Origin of the sequence: Curtobacterium sp. MCBD17_026 (genome assembly GCF_003234895.2) — a bacterium.
GTDB classification, from domain to species: domain Bacteria; phylum Actinomycetota; class Actinomycetes; order Actinomycetales; family Microbacteriaceae; genus Curtobacterium; species Curtobacterium flaccumfaciens.
In genome coordinates, this window is the sequence record NZ_CP126281.1 from 3,286,717 (window position 1) to 3,311,822 (window position 25,106).

General features: G+C 69.5%; 24 protein-coding genes. 8 read left to right on the forward strand and 16 right to left on the reverse strand.

Features of this window, described 5'->3' with window-relative positions:
• The first annotated feature begins 97 nt into the window (after positions 1–97).
• Together DEI85_RS15560 and DEI85_RS15565 are read left to right on the forward strand one after the other, a co-directional pair.
• Positions 98–1,156, forward strand: a complete 1,059-nt coding sequence (locus DEI85_RS15560; RefSeq protein ID WP_111123227.1) for a DUF817 domain-containing protein — start codon at positions 98–100, stop codon at positions 1,154–1,156.
• Between the two features lie 31 nt (positions 1,157–1,187).
• Positions 1,188–2,051 (forward strand): Bax inhibitor-1/YccA family protein, encoded by an 864-nt coding sequence (locus DEI85_RS15565; protein WP_111090921.1) that lies wholly within the window; start codon positions 1,188–1,190, stop codon positions 2,049–2,051.
• 312 nt (positions 2,052–2,363) lie between these two features.
• On the opposite strand, the gene guaA is transcribed toward DEI85_RS15565, so the two are convergent.
• From guaA to DEI85_RS15590, 5 genes are read right to left on the reverse strand one after another with little or no spacing between them, the layout of a single operon-like run.
• Positions 2,364–3,944 carry a glutamine-hydrolyzing GMP synthase gene (guaA, locus tag DEI85_RS15570; protein WP_111090920.1) on the reverse strand — a complete coding sequence of 527 codons (1,581 nt, stop codon included), beginning with the start codon at positions 3,942–3,944 and terminating at the stop codon, positions 2,364–2,366.
• Positions 3,941–4,387, reverse strand: a complete 447-nt coding sequence (locus tag DEI85_RS15575) for a DUF3817 domain-containing protein (RefSeq protein WP_027466691.1) — start codon at positions 4,385–4,387, stop codon at positions 3,941–3,943. Before DEI85_RS15575 ends, guaA begins: the two co-directional genes overlap by 4 nt.
• Positions 4,388–4,397: 10 nt before the next feature.
• A complete protein-coding gene (locus tag DEI85_RS15580; protein WP_111123226.1) occupies positions 4,398–5,174 on the reverse strand; it encodes an SURF1 family cytochrome oxidase biogenesis protein in 777 nt (258 codons plus the stop codon).
• A gap of 5 nt (positions 5,175–5,179) precedes the next feature.
• A complete protein-coding gene (locus DEI85_RS15585) occupies positions 5,180–6,631 on the reverse strand; it encodes a cation:proton antiporter (RefSeq protein ID WP_111090918.1) in 1,452 nt (483 codons plus the stop codon).
• Between the two features lie 3 nt (positions 6,632–6,634).
• Complete coding sequence (locus tag DEI85_RS15590) at positions 6,635–7,165, reverse strand: cation:proton antiporter regulatory subunit (protein ID WP_017885470.1); 531 nt, start codon at positions 7,163–7,165, stop codon at positions 6,635–6,637.
• Between the two features lie 75 nt (positions 7,166–7,240).
• Between DEI85_RS15590 and DEI85_RS15595 the strand changes: the two genes are divergently transcribed.
• Complete coding sequence (locus DEI85_RS15595; RefSeq protein ID WP_111123225.1) at positions 7,241–7,744, forward strand: hypothetical protein; 504 nt, start codon at positions 7,241–7,243, stop codon at positions 7,742–7,744.
• A 169-nt stretch (positions 7,745–7,913) separates the two neighbouring features.
• Here DEI85_RS15595 and DEI85_RS15600 read toward each other — a convergent pair whose 3' ends face one another.
• The 7 genes from DEI85_RS15600 to DEI85_RS15630 form a co-directional block, all read right to left on the reverse strand.
• Entirely contained in the window at positions 7,914–9,800 is a 1,887-nt protein-coding gene (locus tag DEI85_RS15600) for a glycerol-3-phosphate dehydrogenase/oxidase (protein WP_110859531.1), read from the reverse strand.
• A gap of 62 nt (positions 9,801–9,862) precedes the next feature.
• Entirely contained in the window at positions 9,863–10,981 is a 1,119-nt protein-coding gene (locus DEI85_RS15605) for a GuaB3 family IMP dehydrogenase-related protein (protein WP_111123224.1), read from the reverse strand.
• Positions 10,982–11,042: 61 nt separating this feature from the next.
• A complete protein-coding gene (locus DEI85_RS15610) occupies positions 11,043–11,234 on the reverse strand; it encodes a hypothetical protein (protein ID WP_027466695.1) in 192 nt (63 codons plus the stop codon).
• A gap of 324 nt (positions 11,235–11,558) precedes the next feature.
• The gene (locus DEI85_RS15615; protein ID WP_027466696.1) at positions 11,559–12,365 is read right to left on the reverse strand and encodes an ABC transporter ATP-binding protein; all 807 of its coding nucleotides are present in this window, start codon (positions 12,363–12,365) and stop codon (positions 11,559–11,561) included.
• Positions 12,362–13,252, reverse strand: coding sequence for an ABC transporter ATP-binding protein (locus DEI85_RS15620; RefSeq protein WP_027466697.1), 891 nt, complete (start codon positions 13,250–13,252; stop codon positions 12,362–12,364). The genes DEI85_RS15615 and DEI85_RS15620 overlap by 4 nt, the downstream gene beginning before the upstream one ends.
• On the reverse strand, positions 13,245–14,231 hold the full coding sequence (locus DEI85_RS15625) for a branched-chain amino acid ABC transporter permease (RefSeq protein ID WP_027466698.1): 987 nt from the start codon (positions 14,229–14,231) through the stop codon (positions 13,245–13,247). The genes DEI85_RS15620 and DEI85_RS15625 overlap by 8 nt, the downstream gene beginning before the upstream one ends.
• A 12-nt stretch (positions 14,232–14,243) precedes the next feature.
• A complete protein-coding gene (locus tag DEI85_RS15630; RefSeq protein WP_110859528.1) occupies positions 14,244–15,554 on the reverse strand; it encodes a branched-chain amino acid ABC transporter permease in 1,311 nt (436 codons plus the stop codon).
• 326 nt (positions 15,555–15,880) lie between these two features.
• Here DEI85_RS15630 and guaB point away from each other — a divergent pair, with 326 nt between their 5' ends.
• The 3 genes from guaB (at position 15,881) to DEI85_RS15645 (ending at position 18,843) form a co-directional block, all read left to right on the forward strand.
• Entirely contained in the window at positions 15,881–17,383 is a 1,503-nt protein-coding gene (guaB, locus tag DEI85_RS15635) for an IMP dehydrogenase (protein ID WP_110859527.1), read from the forward strand.
• Positions 17,384–17,589: 206 nt separating this feature from the next.
• Positions 17,590–18,267 carry a hypothetical protein gene (locus DEI85_RS15640; RefSeq protein ID WP_111123223.1) on the forward strand — a complete coding sequence of 226 codons (678 nt, stop codon included), beginning with the start codon at positions 17,590–17,592 and terminating at the stop codon, positions 18,265–18,267.
• A gap of 174 nt (positions 18,268–18,441) precedes the next feature.
• Positions 18,442–18,843 (forward strand): VOC family protein, encoded by a 402-nt coding sequence (locus DEI85_RS15645; RefSeq protein ID WP_111123222.1) that lies wholly within the window; start codon positions 18,442–18,444, stop codon positions 18,841–18,843.
• Positions 18,844–18,935: 92 nt separating this feature from the next.
• Here DEI85_RS15645 and DEI85_RS15650 read toward each other — a convergent pair whose 3' ends face one another.
• Complete coding sequence (locus DEI85_RS15650) at positions 18,936–19,736, reverse strand: SDR family oxidoreductase (RefSeq protein ID WP_110893976.1); 801 nt, start codon at positions 19,734–19,736, stop codon at positions 18,936–18,938.
• 262 nt (positions 19,737–19,998) lie between these two features.
• On the opposite strand from DEI85_RS15650, the gene DEI85_RS15655 reads away from it, so the two are divergent.
• Positions 19,999–21,327, forward strand: coding sequence for an ABC transporter substrate-binding protein (locus DEI85_RS15655; RefSeq protein ID WP_111123221.1), 1,329 nt, complete (start codon positions 19,999–20,001; stop codon positions 21,325–21,327).
• A gap of 153 nt (positions 21,328–21,480) precedes the next feature.
• Here the strand turns inward: DEI85_RS15655 and rarD are convergent, their stop codons facing one another.
• Entirely contained in the window at positions 21,481–22,443 is a 963-nt protein-coding gene (gene rarD, locus DEI85_RS15660; RefSeq protein ID WP_181436317.1) for an EamA family transporter RarD, read from the reverse strand.
• A gap of 156 nt (positions 22,444–22,599) precedes the next feature.
• Positions 22,600–22,896 carry a co-chaperone GroES gene (gene groES / locus DEI85_RS15665; protein ID WP_017885484.1) on the reverse strand — a complete coding sequence of 99 codons (297 nt, stop codon included), beginning with the start codon at positions 22,894–22,896 and terminating at the stop codon, positions 22,600–22,602.
• Between the two features lie 160 nt (positions 22,897–23,056).
• Between groES and DEI85_RS15670 the strand changes: the two genes are divergently transcribed.
• Positions 23,057–24,259, forward strand: a complete 1,203-nt coding sequence (locus DEI85_RS15670) for a class I SAM-dependent methyltransferase (RefSeq protein WP_110859521.1) — start codon at positions 23,057–23,059, stop codon at positions 24,257–24,259.
• 31 nt (positions 24,260–24,290) lie between these two features.
• Here DEI85_RS15670 and DEI85_RS15675 read toward each other — a convergent pair whose 3' ends face one another.
• The gene (locus DEI85_RS15675; RefSeq protein ID WP_146238510.1) at positions 24,291–25,049 is read right to left on the reverse strand and encodes a DUF4190 domain-containing protein; all 759 of its coding nucleotides are present in this window, start codon (positions 25,047–25,049) and stop codon (positions 24,291–24,293) included.
• Positions 25,050–25,106 lie beyond the last annotated feature (57 nt).

Sequence of the window (25,106 nt, forward strand, 5' to 3'; positions counted from 1 at the left end):
CCTACTTGCCGCGGGTGACCAGCGGGCCCCTGTGTCTCGGGACACACCCGTCGCTCCGGGCGCCGCTGTTCCCAGCGACGACGCGGAGCATCACCGCATGACCGTCCGTTCGCTCTCCACCGCCGTCGAGGCCCGGATCGACCGGGCCGCACGCCGTCTGCTCGACGCCGGGCACCAACCGCACCGGCCCGTCCGTGTGTTCGTCACCGAGTTCCTGGTGTTCGGCGCGAAGCAGGCCTGGGCGTGCGCGTTCGGGGCGCTGCTGCTCACGACCATGGCCGTGGTGCACCTGACCGTGCCGGCGGCGATGCGGAACGACGTGCTGACGATCGCGGCCGTGCTGCTGCAGGTCGGCATGCTCGTGTTCGGGCTCGAGACCGTGCGCGAACTCCGCGTCGTGCTGCTGTTCCACGTCGTCGGCACCGCGATGGAGGTGTTCAAGACCCACATGGGCTCGTGGACCTACGAGCCCGGTGGGCTGTTCGTCGTCGCCGGGGTGCCGCTGTTCTCGGGCTTCATGTACGGCGCCGTCGGGTCGTACATGGTCAGGGTGTACCGGCTGTTCGACCTGCGGTTCGACCGGTACCCGCGGCAGTGGCTGCTGGCGGTCGTGGCGTGCGGGATCTACCTGAACTTCTTCGGTCACCACTTCGTCGCCGACGCCCGGTACCTGCTCCTCGCGCTCGTGCTGCTGCTCTTCGCCCGCACGACCATGCACGTCCGGATCCACCGGGCGACACTGCGGATGCCCGTGCTCGTCGCGATGGGCCTCGTCGCGGTGTTCATCTGGGCAGCCGAGAACGTCGCGACCTGGGCCGGGGCGTGGAGCTACCCGGCACAGCTCGCGGTGTGGCAGCCGGTGGCGCCGACGAAGATCGTGGCGTGGTTCCTGCTCATGACGATCTCGGTCGCGCTCGTCACGTGGCTCTACCCGGCGCTGCCGTCCGGACGGGCGGGCTCGACGGGTTCGACGGGCTCGACGGGCTCGACGGGCTCGACGGGCTCGACGGGCTCGACGGGCTCGACGGCGGACTCTCGACGTCCTCGGGGCGCGCGTGCAGCGGGCGACCCTAGGCTTCCCTCGTCGGGGCCCGCTGGGTCCGCGTCCGCTCGCCGCGAATCCTCAGCCTTCCGCGACCGAGCGCCCCTAGGCTGAGAGGACTCGAATCTCCTAGGAAGAGGACACCATGGCCTTCAAGCCCGGTTTCGACCAGTCCCCCGCCTTCAATGCACAGGGGGCAAACACCTGGGGCGGGCGCGGTGCTGGTCAGCAGCAGGCCGGCTGGGGACAGACCCCGCAGCAGGCCCAGGGCGGCATGACCCCCGAGCAGCTGCAGTACATGTACGACCGCCCGACTGCGTCCCCGGTGGACACCGACCGCATGTCGTACGAAGACACCATCGTCAAGACGCTGCTCGCGTTCGGCGTGCTCGTCGTCGGCGCGGTGGCCGGTTGGAACCTGCCCCCGGTCGTCTGGATCGTCGGCGCACTCGTCGGGTTCGTCCTGGCGCTCGTCAACACCTTCAAGAAGAAGCCGTCGCCGGGTCTGATCCTGACGTACGCGTTCTTCGAGGGGCTGTTCGTCGGCGGTATCTCCGGGTTCTACAACACCGCGTTCGAGGGCATCGTGCCCCAGGCCGTGTTCGGCACGCTCGGTGTGTTCTTCGTCACCCTGCTCCTGTTCCGCTCGGGCAAGGTCCGCGCGACCCCCAAGGCCACGCGCTTCTTCCTGATCGCGATGGTCGGGTACATGGCGTTCTCCCTCGTGAACCTGGTCCTGATGTGGACCGGCGTGACGCAGAGCGCGTTCGGCCTGATGGGCGTGACGCTCTTCGGCATCCCGCTCGGCGTGCTCATCGGCGTGTTCGTCGTGCTGATGGCCGCGTACTCGCTGATCCTCGACTTCGACCAGATCAAGACCGGTGTCGAGCGCGGCGCGCCCCGCATCTACGCCTGGACCGCAGCGTTCGGCCTCATCGTGACGCTCGTCTGGCTGTACCTCGAGATCCTGCGCATCCTCGCCATCATCGCGAGCAGCTCGCGCAACTAGTACCACCGCACACGCGAAGGGCCCCGGCGCTGCCGGGGCCCTTCGTCGTTCCCGGGCCGGCGGTGCTGGCGGGAGCGGCGGCGGGGTGGCCCCATTGGTCACAACACCCCGCCAACGCCCGCCGACTGGTCACGAAGTGTCGCCTGGGCCGCGGCCAGCCGACACTTCCTGACCGCTTGGCATCGGGCCCGCGGGGTGTTGTGACCGCTCGACGGACACCAGGACCGCACTGCGCCCGGCAGCGCCGCCCCCGGACGCACGAAGGCCCGGCACGCGTGACGCGTCCCGGGCCTTCCGTTGCTCAGGGGAGCCCTACTCCCACTCGATCGTCCCCGGCGGCTTCGACGTGACGTCGAGCACGACCCGGTTGACGTCGGGCACCTCGTTCGTGATGCGGTTCGAGATCTTCGCGAGGGTGTCGTACGGCAGACGCGTCCAGTCGGCGGTCATGGCGTCCTCGGACGAGACCGGACGGAGCACGATCGGGTGCCCGTAGGTCCGGCCGTCGCCCTGCACGCCCACGGAGCGGACGTCGGCGAGCAGCACGACCGGGCACTGCCAGATCTCCTGGTCGAGGCCGGCCGCGGTGAGCTCTTCGCGTGCGATCTTGTCGGCCGCGCGGAGCAGTTCGAGTCGCTCCTTCGTGACCTCGCCGACGATGCGGATACCCAGGCCCGGGCCGGGGAACGGCTGGCGACCGACGATGACCTCGGGCAGCCCGAGCTCGCGGCCGACCGCACGGACCTCGTCCTTGAACAGGGTGCGCAGGGGCTCGACGAGCTCGAACGTCATGTCCTCGGGCAGGCCGCCGACGTTGTGGTGCGACTTGATGTTCGCGGTGCCCGCTCCGCCGCCGGACTCGACGACGTCCGGGTACAGGGTCCCCTGCACGAGGAACTTGACCTCGCCGGCCTCGTCGTCACCGCGAGCCTCGAGCACGAGTGCCTCGGCCGCGCCCTCGAACGTGCGGATGAACTCGCGCCCGATGATCTTGCGCTTCTGCTCGGGGTCGCTCACGCCGGCGAGGGCGTCGAGGAACTGCTGCTCGGCGTCGATCGTGATGAGCCGGACACCGGTGGAGGCGACGTAGTCCTCTTCCACCTGCTTGCGCTCGTCGGCACGCAGGAGCCCGTGGTCGACGAAGACGCAGGTGAGCTGGTCGCCGACGGCCTTGTGCACCAGGGCTGCGGCGACGGCGGAGTCGACACCACCGGAGAGCCCGGCGATGACCCGTGCGGAGCCGACCTGCTCGCGGATGCGGGCGACCTGCTCCTCGATGACGTTGCTGGAGTTCCAGTCGCCGGGCAGGCCCGCGGCACGGTGCAGGAAGTTCTCGAGCACGGCCTGGCCGTACACGGAGTGCTTGACCTCGGGGTGCCACTGCACGCCGTAGAGCTTGCGCTCGTCGGACGCGAACGCCGCGACGGGCGTCGATGCGCTCGAGGCGAGCACCTCGAAGCCTGCCGGGGCCTTGGCCACGGAGTCGCCGTGCGACATCCACGTCACCTGGTCCGCCGGCTGGTCGCCGAGCAGGGTGCTGGTGCCGGGGGCGAGCGTCACGTCGGTGGCGCCGTACTCGCGCAGACCGGTGTTCGCGACCTCGCCACCGAGGGCGGTCGCCATGGCCTGGAAGCCGTAGCAGATGCCGAGCACGGGGACGCCGAGGTCGAGGATGTCACCGTCGAGGGACGGCGCGCCTTCTTCGTACACGGACGACGGACCACCGGACAGCACGATGGCCGCCGGGTCCTTGGCGCGGATCTCGTCCGCGGTGATGGAGTGCGGCACGATCTCGCTGTAGACGTTCGCTTCACGGACCCGGCGCGCGATGAGCTGCGCGTACTGGGCCCCGAAGTCGACGACGAGGACGGGACGCTGTTCGGTCTCGCTCACCGAGCGGCCTCCTTCTCACGCTGCTGGGCAGCGATCAGCTCGTGGTAGGTGTCCATGGCCTGCTGCTGCATGCGGTGTTCGACCACGAAGGACATGAACGGGATGATGCCCCCGAGGGCGATGAGCAGGAAGCGCGACGGCCTCCAGCGCATGATGCTCCACAGACGGAAGTCCGTGAACAGGTAGAGCACGTACAGCCAGCCGTGGGCGATGAGGATCGCGATCGACAGGTTGAACGTGCCCGGGGTCTCGCCCGCCGTGCCGTTGGGCACGAAGAACGGACCGTTGCCGAGCTGCATCTCGAGCTGCAGCGGCGTGTACTTGATGATGACCTCGACCACCAGGGCGAGCAGCAGCACACCGGTGATGTACGCCGAGACGCGGTACCACTTCACCGCCCCCGGGATCTTGGGGATGTCACGGGTTCGGACGGTCAGGGCCATGCCGGCAATCCTACCGTCGGAGCGCGTCGGCTTCGGTGGCGAGCGCTGCCTCGCGCTCCTCTTCCTGCTCGCGCTCCCAGGCGTCCTTCACGAACCGGTACCAGAGGAACACGGCGAAGCCGGCGAACACGACCCACTCGATCGCGTAGAACAGGTTGAGCCAGTCGAACTGGACCTCGCGCGACGGTGCACGGTCGGCGATGGTGCCGAGGTCGGCGGCCTTCGCGGTGGTGCCGTCGGCGACGACGTACCCGAGGTACATGCGGTCGTCGAAGGCTTGCCAGGTGTTCACGAACCGGGCGGGCGCGACGGCGGAGTACTCGCCCTTCTTGTAGGCGTCCTGGTCGGGCGACTCGGCCGGGTAGTAGCGACCCTGGATCGTGAGCGTCTGCCCGTCCGCCAGGCGCTCGCCCCCGGCGATGGCGGCCGACCGCTGGTCGGACCACCCGATGACGACCGGGAGGCTCGCCCCACCGTCCGAGTCCACCAGGTGCCCGACGGTCTGGTACTTCCCACCCCCGGTGCGGCCGGTCAGGACGGTGGTGTCGTCGGCGACGAAGGTCCCGGTGACGGTGACCCTCTGCCCGGCGAGGCTCTCGCTGACGGGGCGCTCGGGAGTGGTGACCGCCTCGAGCGTGCGGCGGGTCTCGGTGGTCGCCGGCAGGGGTTTGCCATTGGCGATCGACCGTTCCAGCTGCCACTTGCCCAGCCCGGCGAACACCGCCGCCAGCACGAGCGCCAGCAACAGCAGCGCGATCCACTTCGGTCGTCGGGCAACGGCCCACATCTGTATCAGTACTCCGGATCGCGCTGTCGGACCGGGCGCTCGGGGCGCTCGGCGGGGATCTCGACCGGCGACGTCACGGGGGCGGACGTCGGCTCGGACCCCTCATTGTCTCGCTCGTCCCTGCCAGCAGCCTCGACGAGCGCGAACTCCTCGGCGAACTGGCGGTCCCGCTCGGCCTTCCGTGCCGCGGCGCTGGCGTCCGCCTCGGCCTCGGCCGCTTCGGCGCTCTCGGCGGCGGCTGCCGCGGCGACGGCACGTCGGCCGCCCAGGCGTCCGCGCAGGCGGATGAGCCGACCCGGGCGCACCACGAGGCGGCCGATCCGGTCCGAGTTCACCGCGAGCAGCGGCCCGAGGACGGCCATGCAGAGGACGTAGAGGCCCGCGAAGGCGGTGATCCGCGCCTCCAGCCCGGCGGCAGCCGACAGCGTCGCGAGGATCAGCGCGAACTCGCCACGGTTCACCAGGATGACGGCGGTGTTGATGCCCTGCTGGACGTTGAAGCCGTTCATCCGCGCGACGATCTGGCCGGCGACCGCGTTGAGCACGACCGTCATGCCGATGGCGCCGAGGACGGGCCAGAGCACCTCGCCGAAGGTCGACAGGTCGAGGCCGAGCCCGAAGTTGACGAAGAAGAACGCGGCGAAGACGTCGCGCATCGGCAGGGCGAGCTGTTCGATGCGGTCGCGGTACCGGGTCGCTCCGCAGAGCAGGCCGATGACGAAGGCACCGATGGCGTCGGTCACGCCGAGCAGGTCGCCGATGCCGCCGAACATGACCGCGAGTCCGAAGAACAGCACCGTGAACAGCTCGTCGTCACGGGTGGCGAAGATCTTCGAGACCCACTTGCCCGCGAAGCGCGCGAGCGTGAACATCACGATGAGGAACCCGAACGCGAGTGCCAGCTTGCCGACGACGGCCCAGACGTTGGTGTCGCCGGACAGCACCACGGAGACGATCGCCAGGTAGACGGCGATGAAGACGTCCTCGATCACGGTGACGCCGAGGATCATCGGGGTCTCGTCGTTCGCCAGGCGCCGGAGCTCGATGAGGAGCTTCGTCACGATGGCGCTCGAGGACGTCGCCGTCATGCCCGCGATGATCAGGGCTTCACGGGTGCCCCAGCCGAGCGAGAACCCGAAGGCGAACCCCACGCCCATGTTGATGACGACGTAGGTGCCGCCCGACACCAGGAGCTTGCCGGCGTTGCCGTAGAACTCCTCTTGGTCGAACTCGAGCCCGAGGTTGAACAGCAGCAGGATGAGCCCGAACGTCGCGATGAGCTCGATCGTGTGGGACTCGACGCTCAGCCCGAACCACGGCGTGTTCGGACTCGCGACGAGTCCGACCACCATGTAGATCGGGATGGCCGGCAGACCGATGGTCTTGCCGAGCCGGCCCAGGACGTAGGCGATGACGAAGAGCACACCGATGGTGAGCAGCTCACCACCCAGGTGCATGCGCTAGCTCTTCCGCGGGGCCTCGGCCGAGGCGGCCGCAAGCTCTCCGCTGCGGTAGAAGGAGAACGCCTTGGCGACCTTCTCGGGGGAACCGGCGACGACGATCGTGTCTCCGGGGAAGACGACGAAGTCCGACGAGGGCGCCGGGTTGGCGCTGTCGCCACGGACCACGGCGACGACGGTCAGGCCGATGAAGCCCGAGTCGTGCAGGTCGCCGAGGGGCTTGCCCGCGATGGCGTCGTCGTAGTCGACGGAGAACCAATCGATGGAGAGCCCGGGGATCTCGTCGAGCTTGTCGAGGCCCTCGGTGATCCGGGTGCCGCCGAGCAGCTCGGCGAGCGTGTGCGCTTCGTCCTCGCTGAGACGCAGCGAGACCTTCTCGGACTTGTCCGCGCCGTCGGAGACGTCGGCGAACGAGATGAGGTCGGAGTGCCCCGACCGGTGCGTGATGACACCGCACTTGCCACCGTCGTCGGTGTAGAAGCTGTGCAGCACGCCGACTCCGGGGAGTTTGACGCGATGGACGTCGACCATGATGGCTCCCTCTTCGAGTACCCCCATGCTAACCACCCGGTGGTCCCGCGCATTCCGCGCACTACTGTTCTGTGGATGGGGAGAACACGGATCGTCGTCGCCGTCGTCGGGGTGCTGGTCGTCGCGCTGTACGCGGCGCTGCTGGCGGTGAACGCACTGGTGCTGGACCCGCTCGCCGCGGTCCCCGGTGCGACCCTGGCCGAGATCCACGCCGAGCTCACGCAGCAGGGCTTCTCGGTCGGGGCGGACGTCGCGACCGTCGTCGGGATCGCCGTCGTCGGCGTCCTGTTCGCCGCGGGGCTGTCGGTGCTGCTGCTGGTCACCCGGGCGCCGGCGCACGTCATCGCGGCGGTGCTGCTCGCCGTCGTCGTGGTGGGGACGCCGATGTCGTTCGTCGCGGCGCTCGCCCTCGGCATGGACGTCGCGGACGCCTACGGGGTCGGCGGCGGTGACCACACGATCTGGTCGGGCGTGCTGTACGTGACGAGCCTCGTCGCGCTGATCGCGATCCCGGTGGTGCTCGTGGTGGGCCAGTCGGTGCACGTGCGCCGCGCCGCCCTGCGGGCGCGCGCCGTCTGACGGACGAACCACGGGCCTCCAGTCCGTCCTTCCGTCCTTCCGTCCTTCCGGTCTGGAGGCGCGGGTGGACCCCGAAAGACGCCGTCGTCTTGTCGAGACGCCGCGTCGACACCGAGACGCCGCCGGATCCGGCGGCGTCTCGGTGACACGACGGCGTCTTCTGGCCTCGCTACTCCGGCTCGCTCGTCTTCTCGCCGACGACCTGCTCGTCGGACGCCTTCGCGCCCTCGGCACCGTCCGAGCGACCCCCGCCCACGACCACGTCGTCCTCGTCGAAGCCGAACGCGATGTCCGGGGCCTCGAGCCGCACACGGTCAGCGCTCTCGTCGTCGGGCTGCAGCTGCGACTCCCGTTCGGCGGCGACGCGCTTCAGGTAGTTCGCGACCTCGTGCTCGGTCGTCTCCTGGTCCCACCCGAGCACGTCCGCCATGAGCTTCGCGGCGACGGGCGCTGCCGAATCGCCGCGGTCCCAGGCCTCGATGGAGATGCGGGTGCGACGGGCGAGGACGTCCTCCAGGTGCAGGGCGCCCTCGTGCGAGGCGGCGTAGACGACCTCGGCGCCGATGTAGTCGTCGGCCCCCGGCAGCGGTTCGGCGAGCGCGGGGTCCTGCTCGACGAGCTGCAGCACCTCGGTCGCGAGGGTGCCGTACCGGTTGAGCAGGTGCTCGATGCGGACCTTGTGCACGTTGAAGCTCCGTGCTGTGCGGGCGCGTCGGTTCCACGCGGCGGGGTAGCCCTCGGCACCGAGGAGCGGGATGTCCTCGGTCGTCGACTCCGGGATCCTGCCGTCCATGGCCGCGACGGCCTCGTCGATGGCGTCCTTGCCCATCACCCGGTAGGTGGTCCACTTGCCGCCGGCGACCACGACGAGGCCCGGGACGGTGTGGGCGACGACGTGCTCCCGGCTGAGCTGCGAGGTCTGGTCGGACTCCCCCGCCAGCAGCGGCCGGAGTCCGGCGTAGACGCCCTCGACGTCCTCGCGGGTCAGCGGGACGGCGAGCACCTTGTTGACGTGCTCGAGGATGTAGTCGATGTCCGCCGCGGTCGCTGCCGGATGCGCCTTGTCGAGGTACCAGTCGGTGTCGGTCGTGCCGACGAGCCAGTGCCGGCCCCACGGGATGACGAACAGCACGCTCTTCTCGGTGCGCAGGATCATGCCCGTGTTCGATTGGAACCGGTCTCGGGGGATCACGAGGTGGACGCCCTTCGACGCGCGCACCTTGAACTGGCCGCGGGTGCCGATCATCGCCTGGGTGTCGTCGGTCCAGACACCGGTGGCGTTGACGACCTGCTTCGCGCGGATCTCGAACCGTTCGCCGGTCTGGATGTCGTGGGCCTGCGCGCCGACCACGCGCTCTCCGACCTTGATGAACCCCTCGATGCGGACGCGACTCGCTGCCTCGGCACCGTACGAGGCCGCGGTGCGCACGAGCGACGCCACGTAGCGCGCGTCGTCGACCTGGGCGTCGTAGTACGTCATGCCGCCGACGAAGGCGTCCTTCTTGAGCCCGGGCATGTTCCTGAGCACCTGCTTCCGGCTGAGGTGCCGGTGGTGCGGGACGCCGGGCGGACGGCCGCCGGACCAGCTGAACACGTCGTACATCGCCATGCCGATGCCTATGTAGAACCGCTCCCACACCCGGTGGTTGAGCGGGTAGAGGAAGCGCACGGGCTTCACCAGGTGCGGGGCGATGCGCTGGAGCAGCAGGCCGCGTTCGATGAGGGCCTCGCGGACGAGTGCGAAGTTGAGCTGCTCGAGGTAGCGGATGCCACCGTGCACGAGCTTGGACGAGCGGCTCGACGTCCCCGAGCCCCAGTCGCGGGCCTCGACGATGCCGACGCTCAGGCCGCGGGTCACGGCGTCGAGCGCACTGCCCGCACCGACGATGCCGCCGCCGACGACCAGGACGTCGAGCTCCTTGGTCTTCAGCGTCTCGATCGCGGCCGCACGTTCGTCCGGTCCGAGCTTCGCCGCGGGGTCGAACCCCACGCCGGGCGCGACGTCACGTGGACGTCCGGCCGTGCTGGTCTGCTTCGTCGTGCTGGACTTGGCCATCGTCGCCTCCGGGTCACGGTCGGCGCCGTGGCGTCACCCGGGGTCGTGCCCGGGTGCCACCGTCACTGGTGGTACGGCGCCACGACCACTTCTACTCGCTGGAACTCCTTGGCGTCGGAGTATCCGGTCGTCGCCATCGAGCGGCGCAGGGCACCGACGAGGTTCGCGCGGCCGTCGTGGGTCGGCGTCGGGCCGTTCAGGACGTTCTCGAGCGGGGCGATCGTGCCCACCTCGACCCGGCGGCCGCGGGGCAGCTCGGGGTGGTGCGCCTCGGCACCCCAGTGGTAGCCACCACCCGGGGCCTCGGTCGCACGGGCAAGTGCGGTGCCGAGCATGACCGCGTCGGCGCCCACGGCGATGGCCTTGACGATGTCACCCGCGGTGTCGAGCCCGCCGTCGGCGATGACGTGCACGTAGCGGCCGCCCGACTCGTCGAGGTAGTCGCGACGGGCACCAGCGACGTCCGCGACGGCGGTGGCCATCGGGGCGTGGATGCCGAGCGCGGCACGGGTGGTCGACGCTGCGCCGCCACCGAAGCCGACGAGCACGCCCGCGGCACCGGTGCGCATGAGGTGCAGCGCCGACGTGTACGTCGAGGCACCGCCCACGATCACCGGGACGTCGAGCTCGTAGATGAACTTCTTGAGGTTGAGGGGTTCCTCGGTCTGGGAGACGTGCTCGGCCGAGACCGTGGTGCCGCGGATGACGAACAGGTCGACACCGGCGTCGACGACCGTCTTCGAGAACTCCTGGGTGCGCTGCGGGCTGAGCGAACCGGCGACCGGCACCCCGGCTGCGCGGATCTCGGCCAGGCGTGCGGTGATCAGCTCGGCCTTGATCGGCTCGGAGTAGATCTCCTGCATGCGCTTCGTGACGTTGCCGTCGGTGAGCGACTTGATCTCGTCGTAGTACGGGGCCGGGTCCTCGTAGCGGGTCCACAGGCCCTCGAGGTCGAGCACACCGAGGATGCCGAGCTTGCCCATCTGGATGACCGTCGCCGGCGAGGACACGGAGTCCATCGGCGCCGACAGGATCGGCGACGCGAACGTGAACGCGTCGATCGACCACTGCACGCTGACGTCGCGCGGGTCACGCGTCCGCCTGGAGGGGACCACCGCGATGTCGTCGAACGCGTACGCCCGACGTCCGCGCTTGCCTGCACCGATCTCGACTTCGCTCACTCGGACAGCCTACCGGGCGGGCTCTGCGGCGTGCACGGGCCGGACGGTGCGGGCCGAGTCGTCAGCGCGGACGCCGCGGCGCCCGTCGGCGCTTCCGGAGCGCCCGCAGCACGAAGCCGAGCAGGAGCGCGAGCACCACGAGCACGACGAGCAGCACGGCCGCGACCTTGACGAGCAACGCCGCGCCGACGAAGAGCGCGATGAACACGAGCCAGACGAGGGCGTCGAGCACGAGGGGTCCGGAGGTGCGCACCCGCGGAACGATACCGACCCGCGCGGGGCGAGCCGCGCCTCCGGGCCGGGGTGCGACGGAGGACGCCGTCATCAACGGAAGACGCCGTCGTCAGCGCAGGACACCGCCCTACGAACGAGACGCCGCAGGATTCCGAGGCGTCTCGACGGGACCGCGGCGTCAACAGAACACGACGGCGTCATGCGACCACAGTCATGCGACCGGACGCGAGCCGCGCCTCCGGGCCGGGTACAGGAGCGGGGCCGTGCGGCGCGAAGCGACCACGCACGGCCCCGCCCGTCACGGATACCACCCCCACAGCGGTACCCGTAGCCGACGACAGCGCTAGCGCTGTGCGTCGACGTCCTTGGCGAGCGTCCCCAGGTAGAGCTCGATGACCTTGGGGTCGTCAGCGAGTTCCTTCCCGGTGCCCGAGTACGCGTTCTTCCCCTGGTCGAGCACGTACCCACGATCGCAGATCTGCAGACAGCGTCGCGCGTTCTGCTCCACCATGATGATCGACACACCGGCCTTGTTGATCCGGCGGGTCCGCAGGAACGTCTCGTCCTGGCGCACGGGGGACAGTCCGGCGCTCGGCTCGTCGAGCAGCAGGACCTTCGGGTCCATCATCAGCGCACGGGCCATCGCGACGGACTGCCGCTCACCACCCGAGAGCGATCCGGCCCGCTGGTTGCGCCGCTGGGCGAGGACCGGGAACAGGTCGTAGATGACCTCGAGCCGTTCGGCGAACTTCCGGGGCCGCAGGTACAGCCCCATCTGCAGGTTCTCCTCGATCGACAGCGAGGGGAACACGTTGTTCGTCTGCGGCACGAAGCCGACACCGGCCTGCACGAGCTTGTTCGCCTTGAGGTTCGTGATGTCGTCACCCTGCAGGGTCACCGATCCCTCGCGGATGGACACGAGCCCGAACAGCGCCTTGAGGAGCGTCGACTTGCCCGCACCGTTCGGCCCGATGATGCCGATGAGCTCGCCCGGGTAGCAGTCCAGGTCGCAGCCGTTCAGGATGTTCACGCCCGGCAGGTAGCCGGCGACGAGGTTCTTCGCGCTGAGCACCGGCTCGCGTTCCAGCGTGGCCGCCGGGGACGGACTGGAGGCACTGCTCGCGTTCGTGGGGTCCGTTGCGTCCGTCATCGGGTCGTCTCCTCTGCTGCGTCCTCTTCGGCGACTTCCTCCGCCAGTTCCTCGAAGGTCTCCTCGGTGAGGAGCGAGTCGTCACCCAGGTCGGTGTCGTGGTGCGCACCGAGGTAGGCGTCGATCACGGCCTGGTCGTCCATCACCGTGTCCGCCGGGCCCTCGGCGACGACCTTGCCCTCGGCCATCACGACCACCCAGTCCGAGATGTGCCGGACCATGTGCATGTCGTGCTCGACGAAGAGCACGGTCATGCCGTCGTCGCGCAGGGACTGGATGTGCCCGAGGAGCGACTGGGTGAGCGCGGGGTTCACACCGGCCATCGGCTCGTCGAGCATGATCATCGTCGGGTCGGACATCAGCGCCCGGGCCATCTCGAGCAGCTTGCGCTGCCCGCCGGACAGCGAACCGGCGTAGTCGTCCGCCTTCGTGTCGAGCTTGAACCGGGCGAGGAGGTCCTCGGCCTTGGCCGTGATCTCGCGCTCCCGCTTCGCCCACACGGGCTTGACCAGGGCGGCGAAGAAGTTCTCGCCGGGCTGGTCGCGGGCACCGAGGAGCATGTTCTGCATCACGGTGAGCCGGGACAGCGCCTTGGTCAGCTGGAAGGTGCGGACCATGCCCTTGTTCGCGATGTGCGTCGCGCTCGTCTTCTGCAGCGTGGCGCCGTTGAACTGCGTCTTCGCACCCGGGCTCGGCTTGTCGAACCCGGTGAGCAGGTTGAAGAACGTCGTCTTGCCGGCGCCGTTCGGGCCGATGAGGGCCGTGATGGAACCACGCTGGACCTCGAGGTGGTCGACGTCCACGGCGGTCATGCCCCCGAAGCGGCGGGTGACGTCGTCGACGGTGAGGATCGGGTCGGCCTTGGGGTGGCCGTAGGTCTCAGACACTGAACGTCAGCTCCTTCTTGTTGCCGAGCAACCCCTGTGGACGGAACACGATGAGCAGCATGAGCGCGACGCCGACGAGCACGTACGAGAACTGCTCCGCCTGCTGCGCGTTCATGATCGAGTCGGGGATGAAGTCGCCGGCCAGCGTGCGGATGAAGAGCCGGACGACGAAGAAGAGCACGGCTCCGAGCACCGGTCCGAACACCGTCGCCGCACCACCGAGGATGAGCGCCGTCCAGATGAAGAACGTCATCGAGCGGCCCATGGCGTCTGGTTGCACCGAACTCGGCAGCACGTAGATGATGCCCGCGATCGCACCGAGCGCCCCGCCGAACACGAGCGCCTGCATCTTGTACGAGTAGACGTTCTTGCCGAGCGAGCGGACCGCGTCCTCGTCCTCGCGGATGGCCTTCACCACGCGGCCCCACGGGCTGCGCATCAGCAGGAAGAGCACCAGGGTGAACAGGGCGACCATGGCCCACGCGGCGATGCGGATCCACCAGCCGTTGACGCCGTTGTTCGCGTACGTGAACCACAGGATCGTGGTGGTGCCGTCGGGCAGCGGGCTGAGGGCGGTGAACGGGTCGCGGTAGCTCGACCCGGTGATGCCGTTCGAGCCGCCCGTGGTCGAGGTGAGCAGGCTGGAGCGGCCCACCATGCGGATGATCTCGGCGCCGGAGATCGTGACGATCGCCAGGTAGTCGCCGCGCAACCGAAGGGTCGGGATGCCGAGGATGATCGCGAACACGATCGCGACGAGCAGGGCGATGAGGACCGCCATCACGAACGGCAGTCCGTTCGTGATCGAGATCGCGAAGCCGTAGGCACCGAGCAGCAGGAACGCCGCCTGGCCCATGTTCACGAGGCCGGTGAGCCCGAAGTGCACGTTCAGGCCGATCGCGGCCAGGGCGAACGCCGCCGTCGTCGGGGCGAGTGCCTCCTGGGTGAGCGAGGACAGCAGGTTGAGGATGTAGTCCATGCGCGTGCTCCCTTAGCCGATCCGCTCGGCGCGGCCGAAGATGCCCTGCGGCCGGAACAGCAGGATGAGGATGAGGATGACGAGGGCGGTGGCGTACTTGAAGTCACCGGGGAGCACCAGGTTCGTGAGCTCCACGACGACGCCGATGATCATCGAGCCGACCAGGGCGCCGTACGCGGTGCCGAGGCCACCGAGCGTGACCGAGGCGAACATGAGCAGGAGCAGCTGGAGCCCGGTCTGCCAGTTCACGCCGTTCAGGACGAGTCCGAGCATCACGCCGGAGAGCCCCGCGAGGCCGGCGGCGAGCGTCCACACGAAGCGGATCACCCGGTCGACGTCGATGCCGGAGGCCGCGGCGAGCGCCGGGTTGTCCGACACGGCGCGGGTCGCCCGGCCGAAGCGCGTCTTCGCCAGGAAGAGCCCGGTCGCGACGAGGACCACGAGCGCGATCCCCATGGCGACGTAGGACTGCACCGTCAGGGTGACGCCGGCGAACCGCACGGTCTCCGGGTTGCCCTGCTGGATGCGGACCGTCGAGGCACCGAAGAAGTACTGGAACGCGTACTGGGCGGCGATCGACAGACCGATCGTCACGATCATGAGCTGCGTCAGGCTGATGCGCCGTCGCCGGAGTGGCCGCCAGATCGCGGCGTCCTGCAGGTACCCGGTCGCGGCGCACAACAGCGTGACGACGATGCCGGTGACCCAGATGTTCCAGCCGAGCTGGTTGGCGAACACGTACGCCAGCAGGCCGCCGAGGGTGACCTGCTCACCGTGCGAGAAGCTCGACAGCCCCGTCGTGCCGTAGATGAGCGAGAGCCCGATGGACGCCAGGGCGATGAGCAGCCCGAGCCGGAGCCCCGAGGCGAACTGCTGCCAGGCCCGCTGGATGCTCACGCCCGACGAGTCCGCCGAGGTCGTGGCGCCCTTCTGGTCGGACAGCTGGAAGATCTGCCCGACGTTGGCGTTCAGGGTGGCCTGCACCTTGCGCTCGGCGTCGGCGGCGTTCGTCAGGTACTGCCCCTTCGGCAGGGTGCCCTGGTCGACGCTCACCGTGTACTCGCCGGCCGTGTCGACGCTGACCGACCAGCGGCCGTCGGCGTTCGTCGTGGCCGTCTCGTCGAAGCCGCTCGGGCCGGTCACGTCGACGTCGACGCCCTCGGCCGGTTCACGCTCGGAGTCGGTGATCGTGCCCTGGATGCACCCGTTGTCGGGGCTGACGGTGCACGCCTGGCTGGTGGCCGGTGCCGAGGTGGCACTGAAGGCCGGCAGGGTGACCGCCCAGTCGATCAGGAAGGTCGCCAGGAACGCGGCGACGAGCACGGCCGCCAGGACCGGTCGTCGTCGTGCGTGGCGGAGGCGGAACAGGCGCGGCTGCGCCCGTCCCGGAGGAGTGATGGATCCCACGGAAGAGCCTCTCGTTCGGATGACGAGGAACCTATGGGGATTTTGTGACACCCGTGTTTCCAACACGTTCCCTGTGTGATTCGTACCCGAACTGTGACGTTGTGGAGGAACGCTCCGAGGCGGGCGCGATCCGTGCCTCCAGGCGGAATGCGGCGACAGCCGCTCGCGTTACCATGTCCTATCCGGAACCCGTCGTCGTGTTCCCGGTGTCTCGACACTTCACTCGCCCACGAAGGGGACCCATGGACCAGCCGGATCCGTTCGGATTCATCGGACTCACGTACGACGACGTCATGCTGCTGCCCGGGCACACCGACGTCATCCCGAGCGAGGCGTCCACGGCGTCCCGGCTCACCAAGCGGATCTCCGTCAACGTCCCGCTGCTCTCCGCCGCGATGGACACCGTCACCGAAGCCCGCATGGCCATCGCCATGGCGCGCCAGGGCGGCATCGGGATCCTGCACCGCAACCTGTCCATCGAGGACCAGGCGGCCTACGTCGACAAGGTCAAGCGCTCCGAGTCGGGCATGATCACCAACCCGGTGACCACGACCCCGGACGCCACCGTGGCCGAGGTCGACGCGCTCTGCGGCCAGTTCCGCGTCTCCGGCCTCCCGGTCGTCGAGCAGGACGGCACCCTCGTCGGCATCATCACGAACCGCGACATGCGCTTCGTGGCCTCGTTCGAGCAGGCCACCACGTACGTGCGCGACGTCATGACGAAGGCCCCGCTGATCACCGCGATGGAGGGCATCGACCCCGAAGAGGCGATCGCCATCTTCGCGCAGCACAAGATCGAGAAGCTGCCGCTGGTCGACGCCGAGGGCAAGCTCCGCGGCCTCATCACCGTCAAGGACTTCGACAAGAGCGAGCAGTACCCGGACGCCACGAAGGACGACGAGGGCCGGCTCCGCGTCGGTGCCGCGATCGGCTTCTTCGGCGACGCCTGGCAGCGCGCCGAGGCCCTGCGTGACGCCGGCGTCGACGTGCTCGTCGTCGACACCGCCAACGGCGAGAGCGAAGGCGTGCTCGACATGGTCCGTCGCCTGAAGGCCGACCCGACGTTCGACGCGATCGACGTCATCGGCGGCAACGTCGCCACCCGCGCGGGCGCCCAGGCGCTCATCGACGCCGGTGTGGACGCCGTCAAGGTCGGTGTCGGCCCGGGCTCCATCTGCACCACGCGCGTCGTCGCCGGAGTGGGTGTGCCGCAGGTGACCGCCGTGTACGAGGCCTCCCTCGCCGCACGCGAAGCCGGTGTGCCGATCATCGCCGACGGTGGCCTGCAGTACTCGGGCGACATCGCCAAGGCCCTGGTGGCCGGTGCCGACACCGTCATGCTCGGCTCGCTGCTGGCCGGCACCGACGAGTCCCCCGGTGACCTGGTGTTCGTGAACGGCAAGCAGTTCAAGGCCTACCGCGGCATGGGGTCCCTCGGTGCCCTGCAGACCCGTGGCAAGAAGACCTCGTACTCGAAGGACCGCTACTTCCAGGCGGACGTGCCGAACGACGACAAGCTCATCCCCGAGGGCATCGAGGGCCAGGTGCCCTACCGCGGTTCGGTCGGCAACGTCGTCTACCAGCTCACCGGAGGGCTGCGGCAGTCGATGTTCTACGTCGGCGGTCGCACGATCCCCGAGCTGAAGGCCCGTGGCAAGTTCGTCCGCATCACGGCGGCGGGGCTCAAGGAGTCCCACCCACACGACGTCCAGATGGTCGTCGAGGCGCCGAACTACCGCAGCTGAGTTCTGGTCCGGGCCGATTCTGGTCCGCAAGACGCCGTCGTGTCGTTGAGACGCCGCCGAATTCGGCGGCGTCTCAACGCTTTCCAGGCGTGGTTCGGAGACGACGGCGTCTTGCGACTCCTCCACAGCCGGAAACGGCCTGGAGGCTCTCCACCGGTCCGACATGCGTGTCGCCTCGCGTCGTGGCCGCGTTCCAAGCTTCGGGCATGAACGCGCTCGCCCAGACCGTCCTGGTCCGTGTCCCGTCGGCCCTGCACGAACCGGTGCGCCTGTTCGTCCGCGCACGGTACGGGTCCCTGGAGTCCGACTGCGTCGTGGTCGACGGGATCCCGACGACGTCCCTCGAGCGGACGGTCCTCGACATCGCACGTCGGCAGTCGTTCACCCACGCCGTCGTCGTACTCGACCACGTGCTCCGATTCGACATGCTCCGTCGCGAAGGACTCACCGGCGCATTCGACGCCCTCGGACGCGTGCGTGGATGCCGACAGGCCGCTGCGGCGATCGCCTTCGCGGATGCGCTGGCCGAATCCCCGGGGGAGTCGATCAGCCGCGTCACCGCCCATCTCCTCGGGATTCCTGCCCCGGAGTTGCAGCACGAGTTCGAGACGCCGCGCGGCAGGTTCAGAACGGTCTTCTGGTGGCCCGACGCCGGCGTGATCGGGGAGTTCGACGGTCGCCTGAAGTACGACGTCCCCCGAGCCCTCTGGGACGAGAAGACCCGTGAGGACACCCTCCGTCGACTGCCGGAGGTGCACGGGTTCGCGCGGTGGACGATGCGGGAGGCCGCGGATGCACGAGCACTGGCTGCGGTGCTGTCGACTGCTGGGCTCCCTCTGTTCCGTGCAGCGCCGATCAGCGCACGTCGCCAGCCGGACTCGTGAGCAGCGGCCGGCGGAGAGCGCAAGACGCCGTCGTGTGGGTTGGACGCCGCCGAGTCCCCGAAACACCACCGAATTCGGCGGTGTCTCGCGAGCACCGCGGCGTCGAAGTAACACGACGGCGTCTTGACCCCGCGCCCCCCGCAGTGCTGCGTTCCGCGGCGGTAGTGTCACCGCATGGTCAGCGCCGTCTCACACACCACGATCGACTCCCGCGACGCCTACGCCCAGTCCGAGTGGTGGAAGCAGGTGCTCGGGTACGTCGACCTGCCCGACGACCCGAACGCCCCCGGGCACGAGGAGTGCGAGATCACGGCACCCGACCGGTCCCACACGGCGCTCTTCATCCAGGTGCCCGAGGCGAAGACCGTGAAGAACCGGATCCACTTCGACCTGCGCCCCACCGACCGCACCCGCGATGAAGAGGTCGAGCGGCTCCGCGGCATCGGTGCCGTGGAGCTCGCCGACCTGCGCCACCCGGACGGCGGATGGGTGGTCTTCGCCGACCCGGAGGGCAACGAGTTCTGCGTCCTGCGGTCCCAGGCCGAACTCGACGAGGAAGCCGACCAGCCGAGCTGACCGGCCCGCCGGCCGGCCTGCTGGCCGGACCGCCGGCCGGCCTCCTGACCGAACCGCCGGCCGGCCTGCTGACCGGACCGCCGGCCGAGCTCCTACGCCGAACGCCAGTCGTTCGACGTGATGTGCGAGCCGCCGTGCGGACCCATCTGCAGCATCCCGCCGTCCACCGGCAGGGACACCCCCGTGATGTAGGACGACGCGCGTGAAGCCAGGAACGCCACGGCTGCCGCGATCTCCCACGCGTTGCCCGGACGGCCGAGCGGCACACCGGGGCGGTCGATGGTGTGCGGGTCCTCGTCCTCGGCGCCGGTCATCCGGGTGGCGATCTCGCCGGGGGCGACGGCGTTCACGGTGATGCCGTGCTCGGCGAGCTCGATCGCCATGGTCTTCAGCAGGCCGCCGAGCCCGTGCTTCGCGGCGTCGTAGGCGCTCGAGCCGTAGCGGGGCTGGTGCTCGTGCACGCTCGTGATGCCGATGATCCGGCCGCCGGTGCCCGCCTGCACCATGTGCTTCGCCGCGGCCTGCATCGTGACGAAGGCCCCGTCGAGGTCGGTCGAGACGGTGTGGCGCCACTGGTCGAGGGTCATCTCGAGGAACGGCGCGTTGTCGCCGGTGCCGGCGTCGGCCACGAAGACGTCGACGCCGCCCAGCTGAGAGACCAGGCGGTCGATGACGGCCGCCGCGCCGGCGAGGTCGGAGACGTCGATCTGCTCGACGAAGGCCTGGCGGCCGGTCTTCCGGACCTCTTCCGCGGTCTCCTCGGCCCGGTCGGGCTCGGACAGGTAGGTGATGCCGACGTCCATGCCGGCTTCGGCGAGCGCGACGGCGGTCGCACGGCCGATCCCGGATTCGGAGCCGGTGACGATGGCTTTGGTGGGCTGGAAGTCGCTCATGCGGGGGAACGTACGCCGGGCCTCCCGGACGCCCTGCCGGACCATCCGCCTGGCGCAGGTCGGGTCGCCACCCCGGCACCGTCACGAACGTGCCGATCCCTGTCCCCGCGCACAGGAACGTCACGGCTCGGTAACGAAACACCTTTGCGTACCGCCCCGTCACACGGGCGAAACACATGGACCCTACGTTTCTCGACATCCAGTGGAGGCGTCGCATTCACCCGAAGCGGCACAGCCTCCGCGCAGAGAAAGGGCTCCACGGATGATCAGAACCACCCGTGCCACCGCGGCACTGGCGTTGGCGGGCGCAGCAGCCGTCCTCCTCGCCGCGTGTTCCACCACCGGCAGTGCTTCCCCCTCGAGCTCGGCGTCGAGCGATGCGAAGCAGGATCCCGCCGCCAGCTGCAAGGCCCCGGACACCCCCGGCACGGACGCGCTGAAGATCGGCACGATCCTGCCCCTGACCGGTTCGCTGGCCTACCTCAACCCGCCGGCCGAGTCCGGTGTCGGCCTGGCCGTCAAGGACATCAACGCCGCGGGCGGCGTCCTCGACAAGGACGTCACGATCGACCCGGCGACCGACTCCGGTGACAGCAACGACATGACCGTGTCGAGCTCCGCCGCGACGAAGCTCGTCAACGCGAAGGTCCCGGTCGCGATCGGCGCCGAGTCCTCGTCCGTCACGTTGAACGTCATCGACCAGCTGACGAGCAACTGCATCGTCGAGATCTCGCCCGCGAACACCGCGTCCGACCTCTCCGGCTACTCGTCGTACTACTACCGGACCGCACCGCCGGACTCGGTGCAGGGTTCCGCGCTCGGTCAGCTCGTGACCGGTGACGGCAACGCGAAGGTCGCCTTCCTGGTCTTCAACGACACCTACGGCACCGGCCTCCGCAACTCGGTGCAGTCGGCCGTCGAGGCCTCCGGTGGCCAGGTCGTCTACGGCGGCAAGGGCGAGGGCCAGGAGTTCCCGCCCGGCCAGACCACGTTCTCGTCCGAGGTGACCGCTGCCCTGGCCGCGAAGCCCGACGCGATCGTCGTCCTCGCCTTCGACGAGACGAAGTCGATCATTCCGGAGCTCGTCTCCCAGGGGAACGAAGCGAAGATCTACATGTCCGACGGCAACACGGCGGACTACTCGAAGGACTTCGACAAGGGCACCCTCAGCGGCGCCCAGGGCACCATCCCCGGCGCCTCGCCGAAGGACGACTTCAAGAAGCAGCTCGCCGCCTTCTACAAGGACTCGTCGGGCAAGACGCTCGCCGACTACTCGTACGCGGCGGAGTCCTACGACGCCACCGTCCTCGCCGCCCTCGCCGCGGTGAAGGGCAAGGGCACCGACTCCGGCACGATCCAGGCGAACATGGCTGCCGTGTCCGGTGCTGACGGCGGCACCGAGTGCGCCACGTTCAAGGAGTGCAAGACCCTCCTGGACGACGGCGAGGACATCCACTACACCGGCCCGTCCGGCATCGGTCCGTTCGACGACAACAACGACCCGTCGAGCGCCTACATCGGCATCTACAAGTTCGACGGCGACAACAAGCCCGTCTACCAGAGCGCCATCCAGGGTGCGGTGAAGAAGTAGGGCACAGCCCAGCACCGCTCGCGAAAGCGACAGTCCCCCGCGGAACCTCCGCGGGGGACTGTCGCTTTCGCTTCGCTGTCGGGGACGACCGGCAGGATGTGTCGCCTTCGCAGGACGGAGCGACGGGCGGCCTGGAGGCCCGTGGGGCCCGGGTCAGACCGGCTCGGCCGCGGCGGGTGCGAGCGCCCGGCGACGGGACGCCCGTGCGGCGGCGAACGAGTCCGCCGTCAGCACCACGAGCGCGAGCCACACGATGCCGAAGCCGAACCAGCGGCCCGCTGACATCTCCTCGTGCTGCACCAGCACTCCGACGAGCAGCTGCATCACGGGCGCCAGGTACTGGGTCAGGCCGAGGGTCGACAGGCTCACCCGACGGGCCGACGACGCGAAGAGCAGCAGCGGCACCGCGGTCGCCGGCCCGGTCAGCACGGTGATGACCACGTGTCCCCAGCCCTCGCTCGTGAACGTCACCCCGCCGCCGAGCCCGGTCGCCCCGAGCACCACCAGCGCCACGACTGCGATCGGCAGCAGCCACACGGTCTCGAGTGTCAGGCCGCTCAGGGCGTCCACGGCGCCGCCGACGCGCTTCTTCACCAGGCCGTACAGCCCGAACGAGAACGCCAGGGCCAGCGAGATCCACGGCATCTGCCCGTACCCGATGGCGATGACGACGACGGCGACGACGCTCAGCCCGACGGCGGTCCACTGCGCCGGACGCAGGCGTTCACGCAGGACCACGACGCCGAGCGCGATCGTGACGAGCGGGTTGATGAAGTAGCCGAGCGCGGCCTCGACGGTGTGGCCGGTGGTCGTCGCGAGGACGTAGACGGTCCAGTTGACCAGGATCAGGACGGCGGCGAGCCCCATCACGAGCATCACGCGGCGCTGGGCCATCAGGGTGCGGGTGCGGAGCCACGACCGGGTGACGGCGATCGCGACCGCGCAGAACACCAGGCCGAAGACGATCCGCCACGACACGATCTCGAACGCCGCCGCGGGGGCCATGGCCGCGAACAGCAGGGGCATCAGACCCCAGAGCCCGTACGCCACGATGGCCTGCACCACGCCGACGGATGCCTCGCTGCGGACAGGTCGCGCGGGACTCGGTTCACTCACGGAACCATCCTAGGAACGACCGCCGACCCGTGGGACGCGCGCCGGGCCTCCAGGCGGGCTGATCAGGACCGGAATGCCCGGGTGACGGGCCCCGGAAACACGTCACGCCCCGTCGGCCCGAAGGCCGGACGGGGCGTGACGTGTCGAGTACTCGACTCAGTGAACGATGACCGCGAGGACATCGCGGGCCGACAGGACCAGCAGGTCCTCGCCCGAGTACTTGACCTCGGTTCCGCCGTACTTGGAGTAGATGACCTTGTCACCCACGGCGACGTCGAGCGGGACGCGGTTGCCGTTGTCGTCGATGCGACCCGGACCCACGGCGACGACCTCGCCCTCCTGGGGCTTCTCCTTCGCGGTGTCGGGGATGACCAGACCGGAAGCGGTGGTCTGCTCCGCCTCGACCTGGCGGATGACGATGCGATCCTCGAGCGGCTTGATGCTGACGGCCACGGTGACCTCTTCTTTCTCGGTACGGACTCGGTACAGATGAAAACCGGGTTGGCACTTCGCACAGGAGAGTGCCAACGCCAACTCTAGGGGGCCTCTGGCACTCGGTCAATCCGAGTGCCAGCAGATCCGGAGAACACGCAGCACCTGCGAGGATCGACGCATGGACGCCGCCGAACTCACCGCACTGCTGACCTCCGACGGGATGGCCCTGCTCGACCGTACCCCCGGGGTCTCCGACGGCGGCGAGATCGTCCGCGTGGTGTCCCGGCTGCGCGCCGAGGGCCACGATCCCCGGCTCGTCGCGGCCGTCCTCACCCAGGCGAAGCTGCGGCTGAAGGCCCGCGGCAAGTTCGGCGACTTCGCGTCCCGCATGCTCTTCACCGAGGCAGGGCTCGAGCAGGCCACCCGGCTGCAGGTCGCGGCCCAGCACGCCGGACGCTTCGCCGCGGCCGGGCTGACCCGTGTCGCCGACCTCGGTTGCGGCATCGGCGGGGATGCCATGGCGATGGCGGCGCTCGACCTCGACGTCACCGCCGTCGATCGCGACGAGGTGACCGCGGCCGTCGCGACCCACAACCTGGCGGTCTGGCCGAACGCGCGGGTGGAACTCGGTGATGCCGCGTCCTTCGACCTGTCCTCGGTGGACGGCGTGTGGATGGACCCGGCACGACGCACCTCCGGCCACTCCGACACCCGCCGGCTCGCCGACCCGGACGACTGGTCGCCCTCCCTCGACACCGTGTTCGCCGCGGCGACGACGACGCCGACCGGCGTGAAGCTCGGTCCGGGCATCGACCGCGACCTGATCCCGGACACCGCCGAGGCGCAGTGGACCTCCGTCGACCGCGAGGTCGTGGAGCTCGCCCTGTGGTTCGGCCCCCTCGCCCGCCCCGGGATCCGCCGCGCTGCCACCGTCATCGGCGCACACGGCATCGCCGAGATGACCGGAGCGGCCGACGCCGACGACGCCGAGGTCGGACCGCTCGGCGCCCACCTGTACGAGCCCGACGGCGCCGTGATCCGCGCACGGCTGATCGGCGACCTGGCACGCAGCCTCGACGGGCACATGTTGTCCGACGGCATCGCCTACGTCACGTCCGACCGCGCCGTCACGACCCCCTTCGCGCAGGGCTTCCGGGTGCTCGACACGATGCCGCTCGACGTCAAGCGACTGGCTGCGCGGCTCGCCGCCGACAGCATCGGCACCGTCGAGATCAAGAAGCGCGGCGTCGACGTCGACCCCGCCCAGTTCCGCAAGCGGCTGCGGTTGCGCGGGTCGGGTCGCGTCACGCTCGTGCTCACCCGCCTGGAGGGACGCCACACGGCGATCCTGTGCGAGCGGCTCACCGACACGGTCGGCTGACGGCCGGGGGCCGCGCGGTGCTCCGTCAGCGTCAGTTGACGAAGGCGCCGGAGCTCGAGCTGTAGTCGGAGTAGTCCGAGTAGTCCGACGCGTTCGCGATCGAGATCCACACCAGGGCGACGATCAGGATGAACAGGCCGGTCAGGATCCAGCCACCGATGATGCCGGCGAGCGCGAGGCCACGGCCGCCCTCACCGCTCTGCTTGATCTTGCCGAGGGCGATGTGGCCCATGATCGCGCCGGCCGGGCTCGTCAGGATGATGATCGGCCAGATGATGATGCCGCCGAACGCGAAGACGATCGACAGGATCGACAGGACGTTCGTCTTCGGGCGCTGCGCGTAGGGCTGGTAGGTGTACGGGTTCGACGCGTAGGGCTGCTGCTGACCGTACGGGTTCTGCTGCTGACCGTACGGGTTCTGCGGGGCGCCGTAGGCATTCTGCTGCTGCTGAGCCGCGTACGGGTTCTGCTGCTGTGCGTACGGGTTCGACTGGGACTGCGGTGCCGCGTACGGGTCCTGCTGCTGCGGCTGACCGTACGGGTTCGACTGCTGCGGCGCCGCGTACGGGTTCTGCTGCTGCGGAGCGCCGTACGGGTTCTGCGGCTGCTGCGGCGCCGCGTACGGGTCCTGCTGCTGGCCGTACGGGTGCTGGGGTGCTTCCGGGGCCGACGGGGCCTGCGGTGCGTCAGGAGCCTGCGGGGCGTCCGGGGCGGGCGTGCCGTCGGGCTGTCCGTTCACTGGTCCGTTCGGCGTCTCGCCCGGCTTCGGCCACTCGTTCTGATCGGACACCGTCCACCCCTCTCGGCGTCCGGTCTCTCCGACGCCAGGTTGAATCCTCCCACAGGC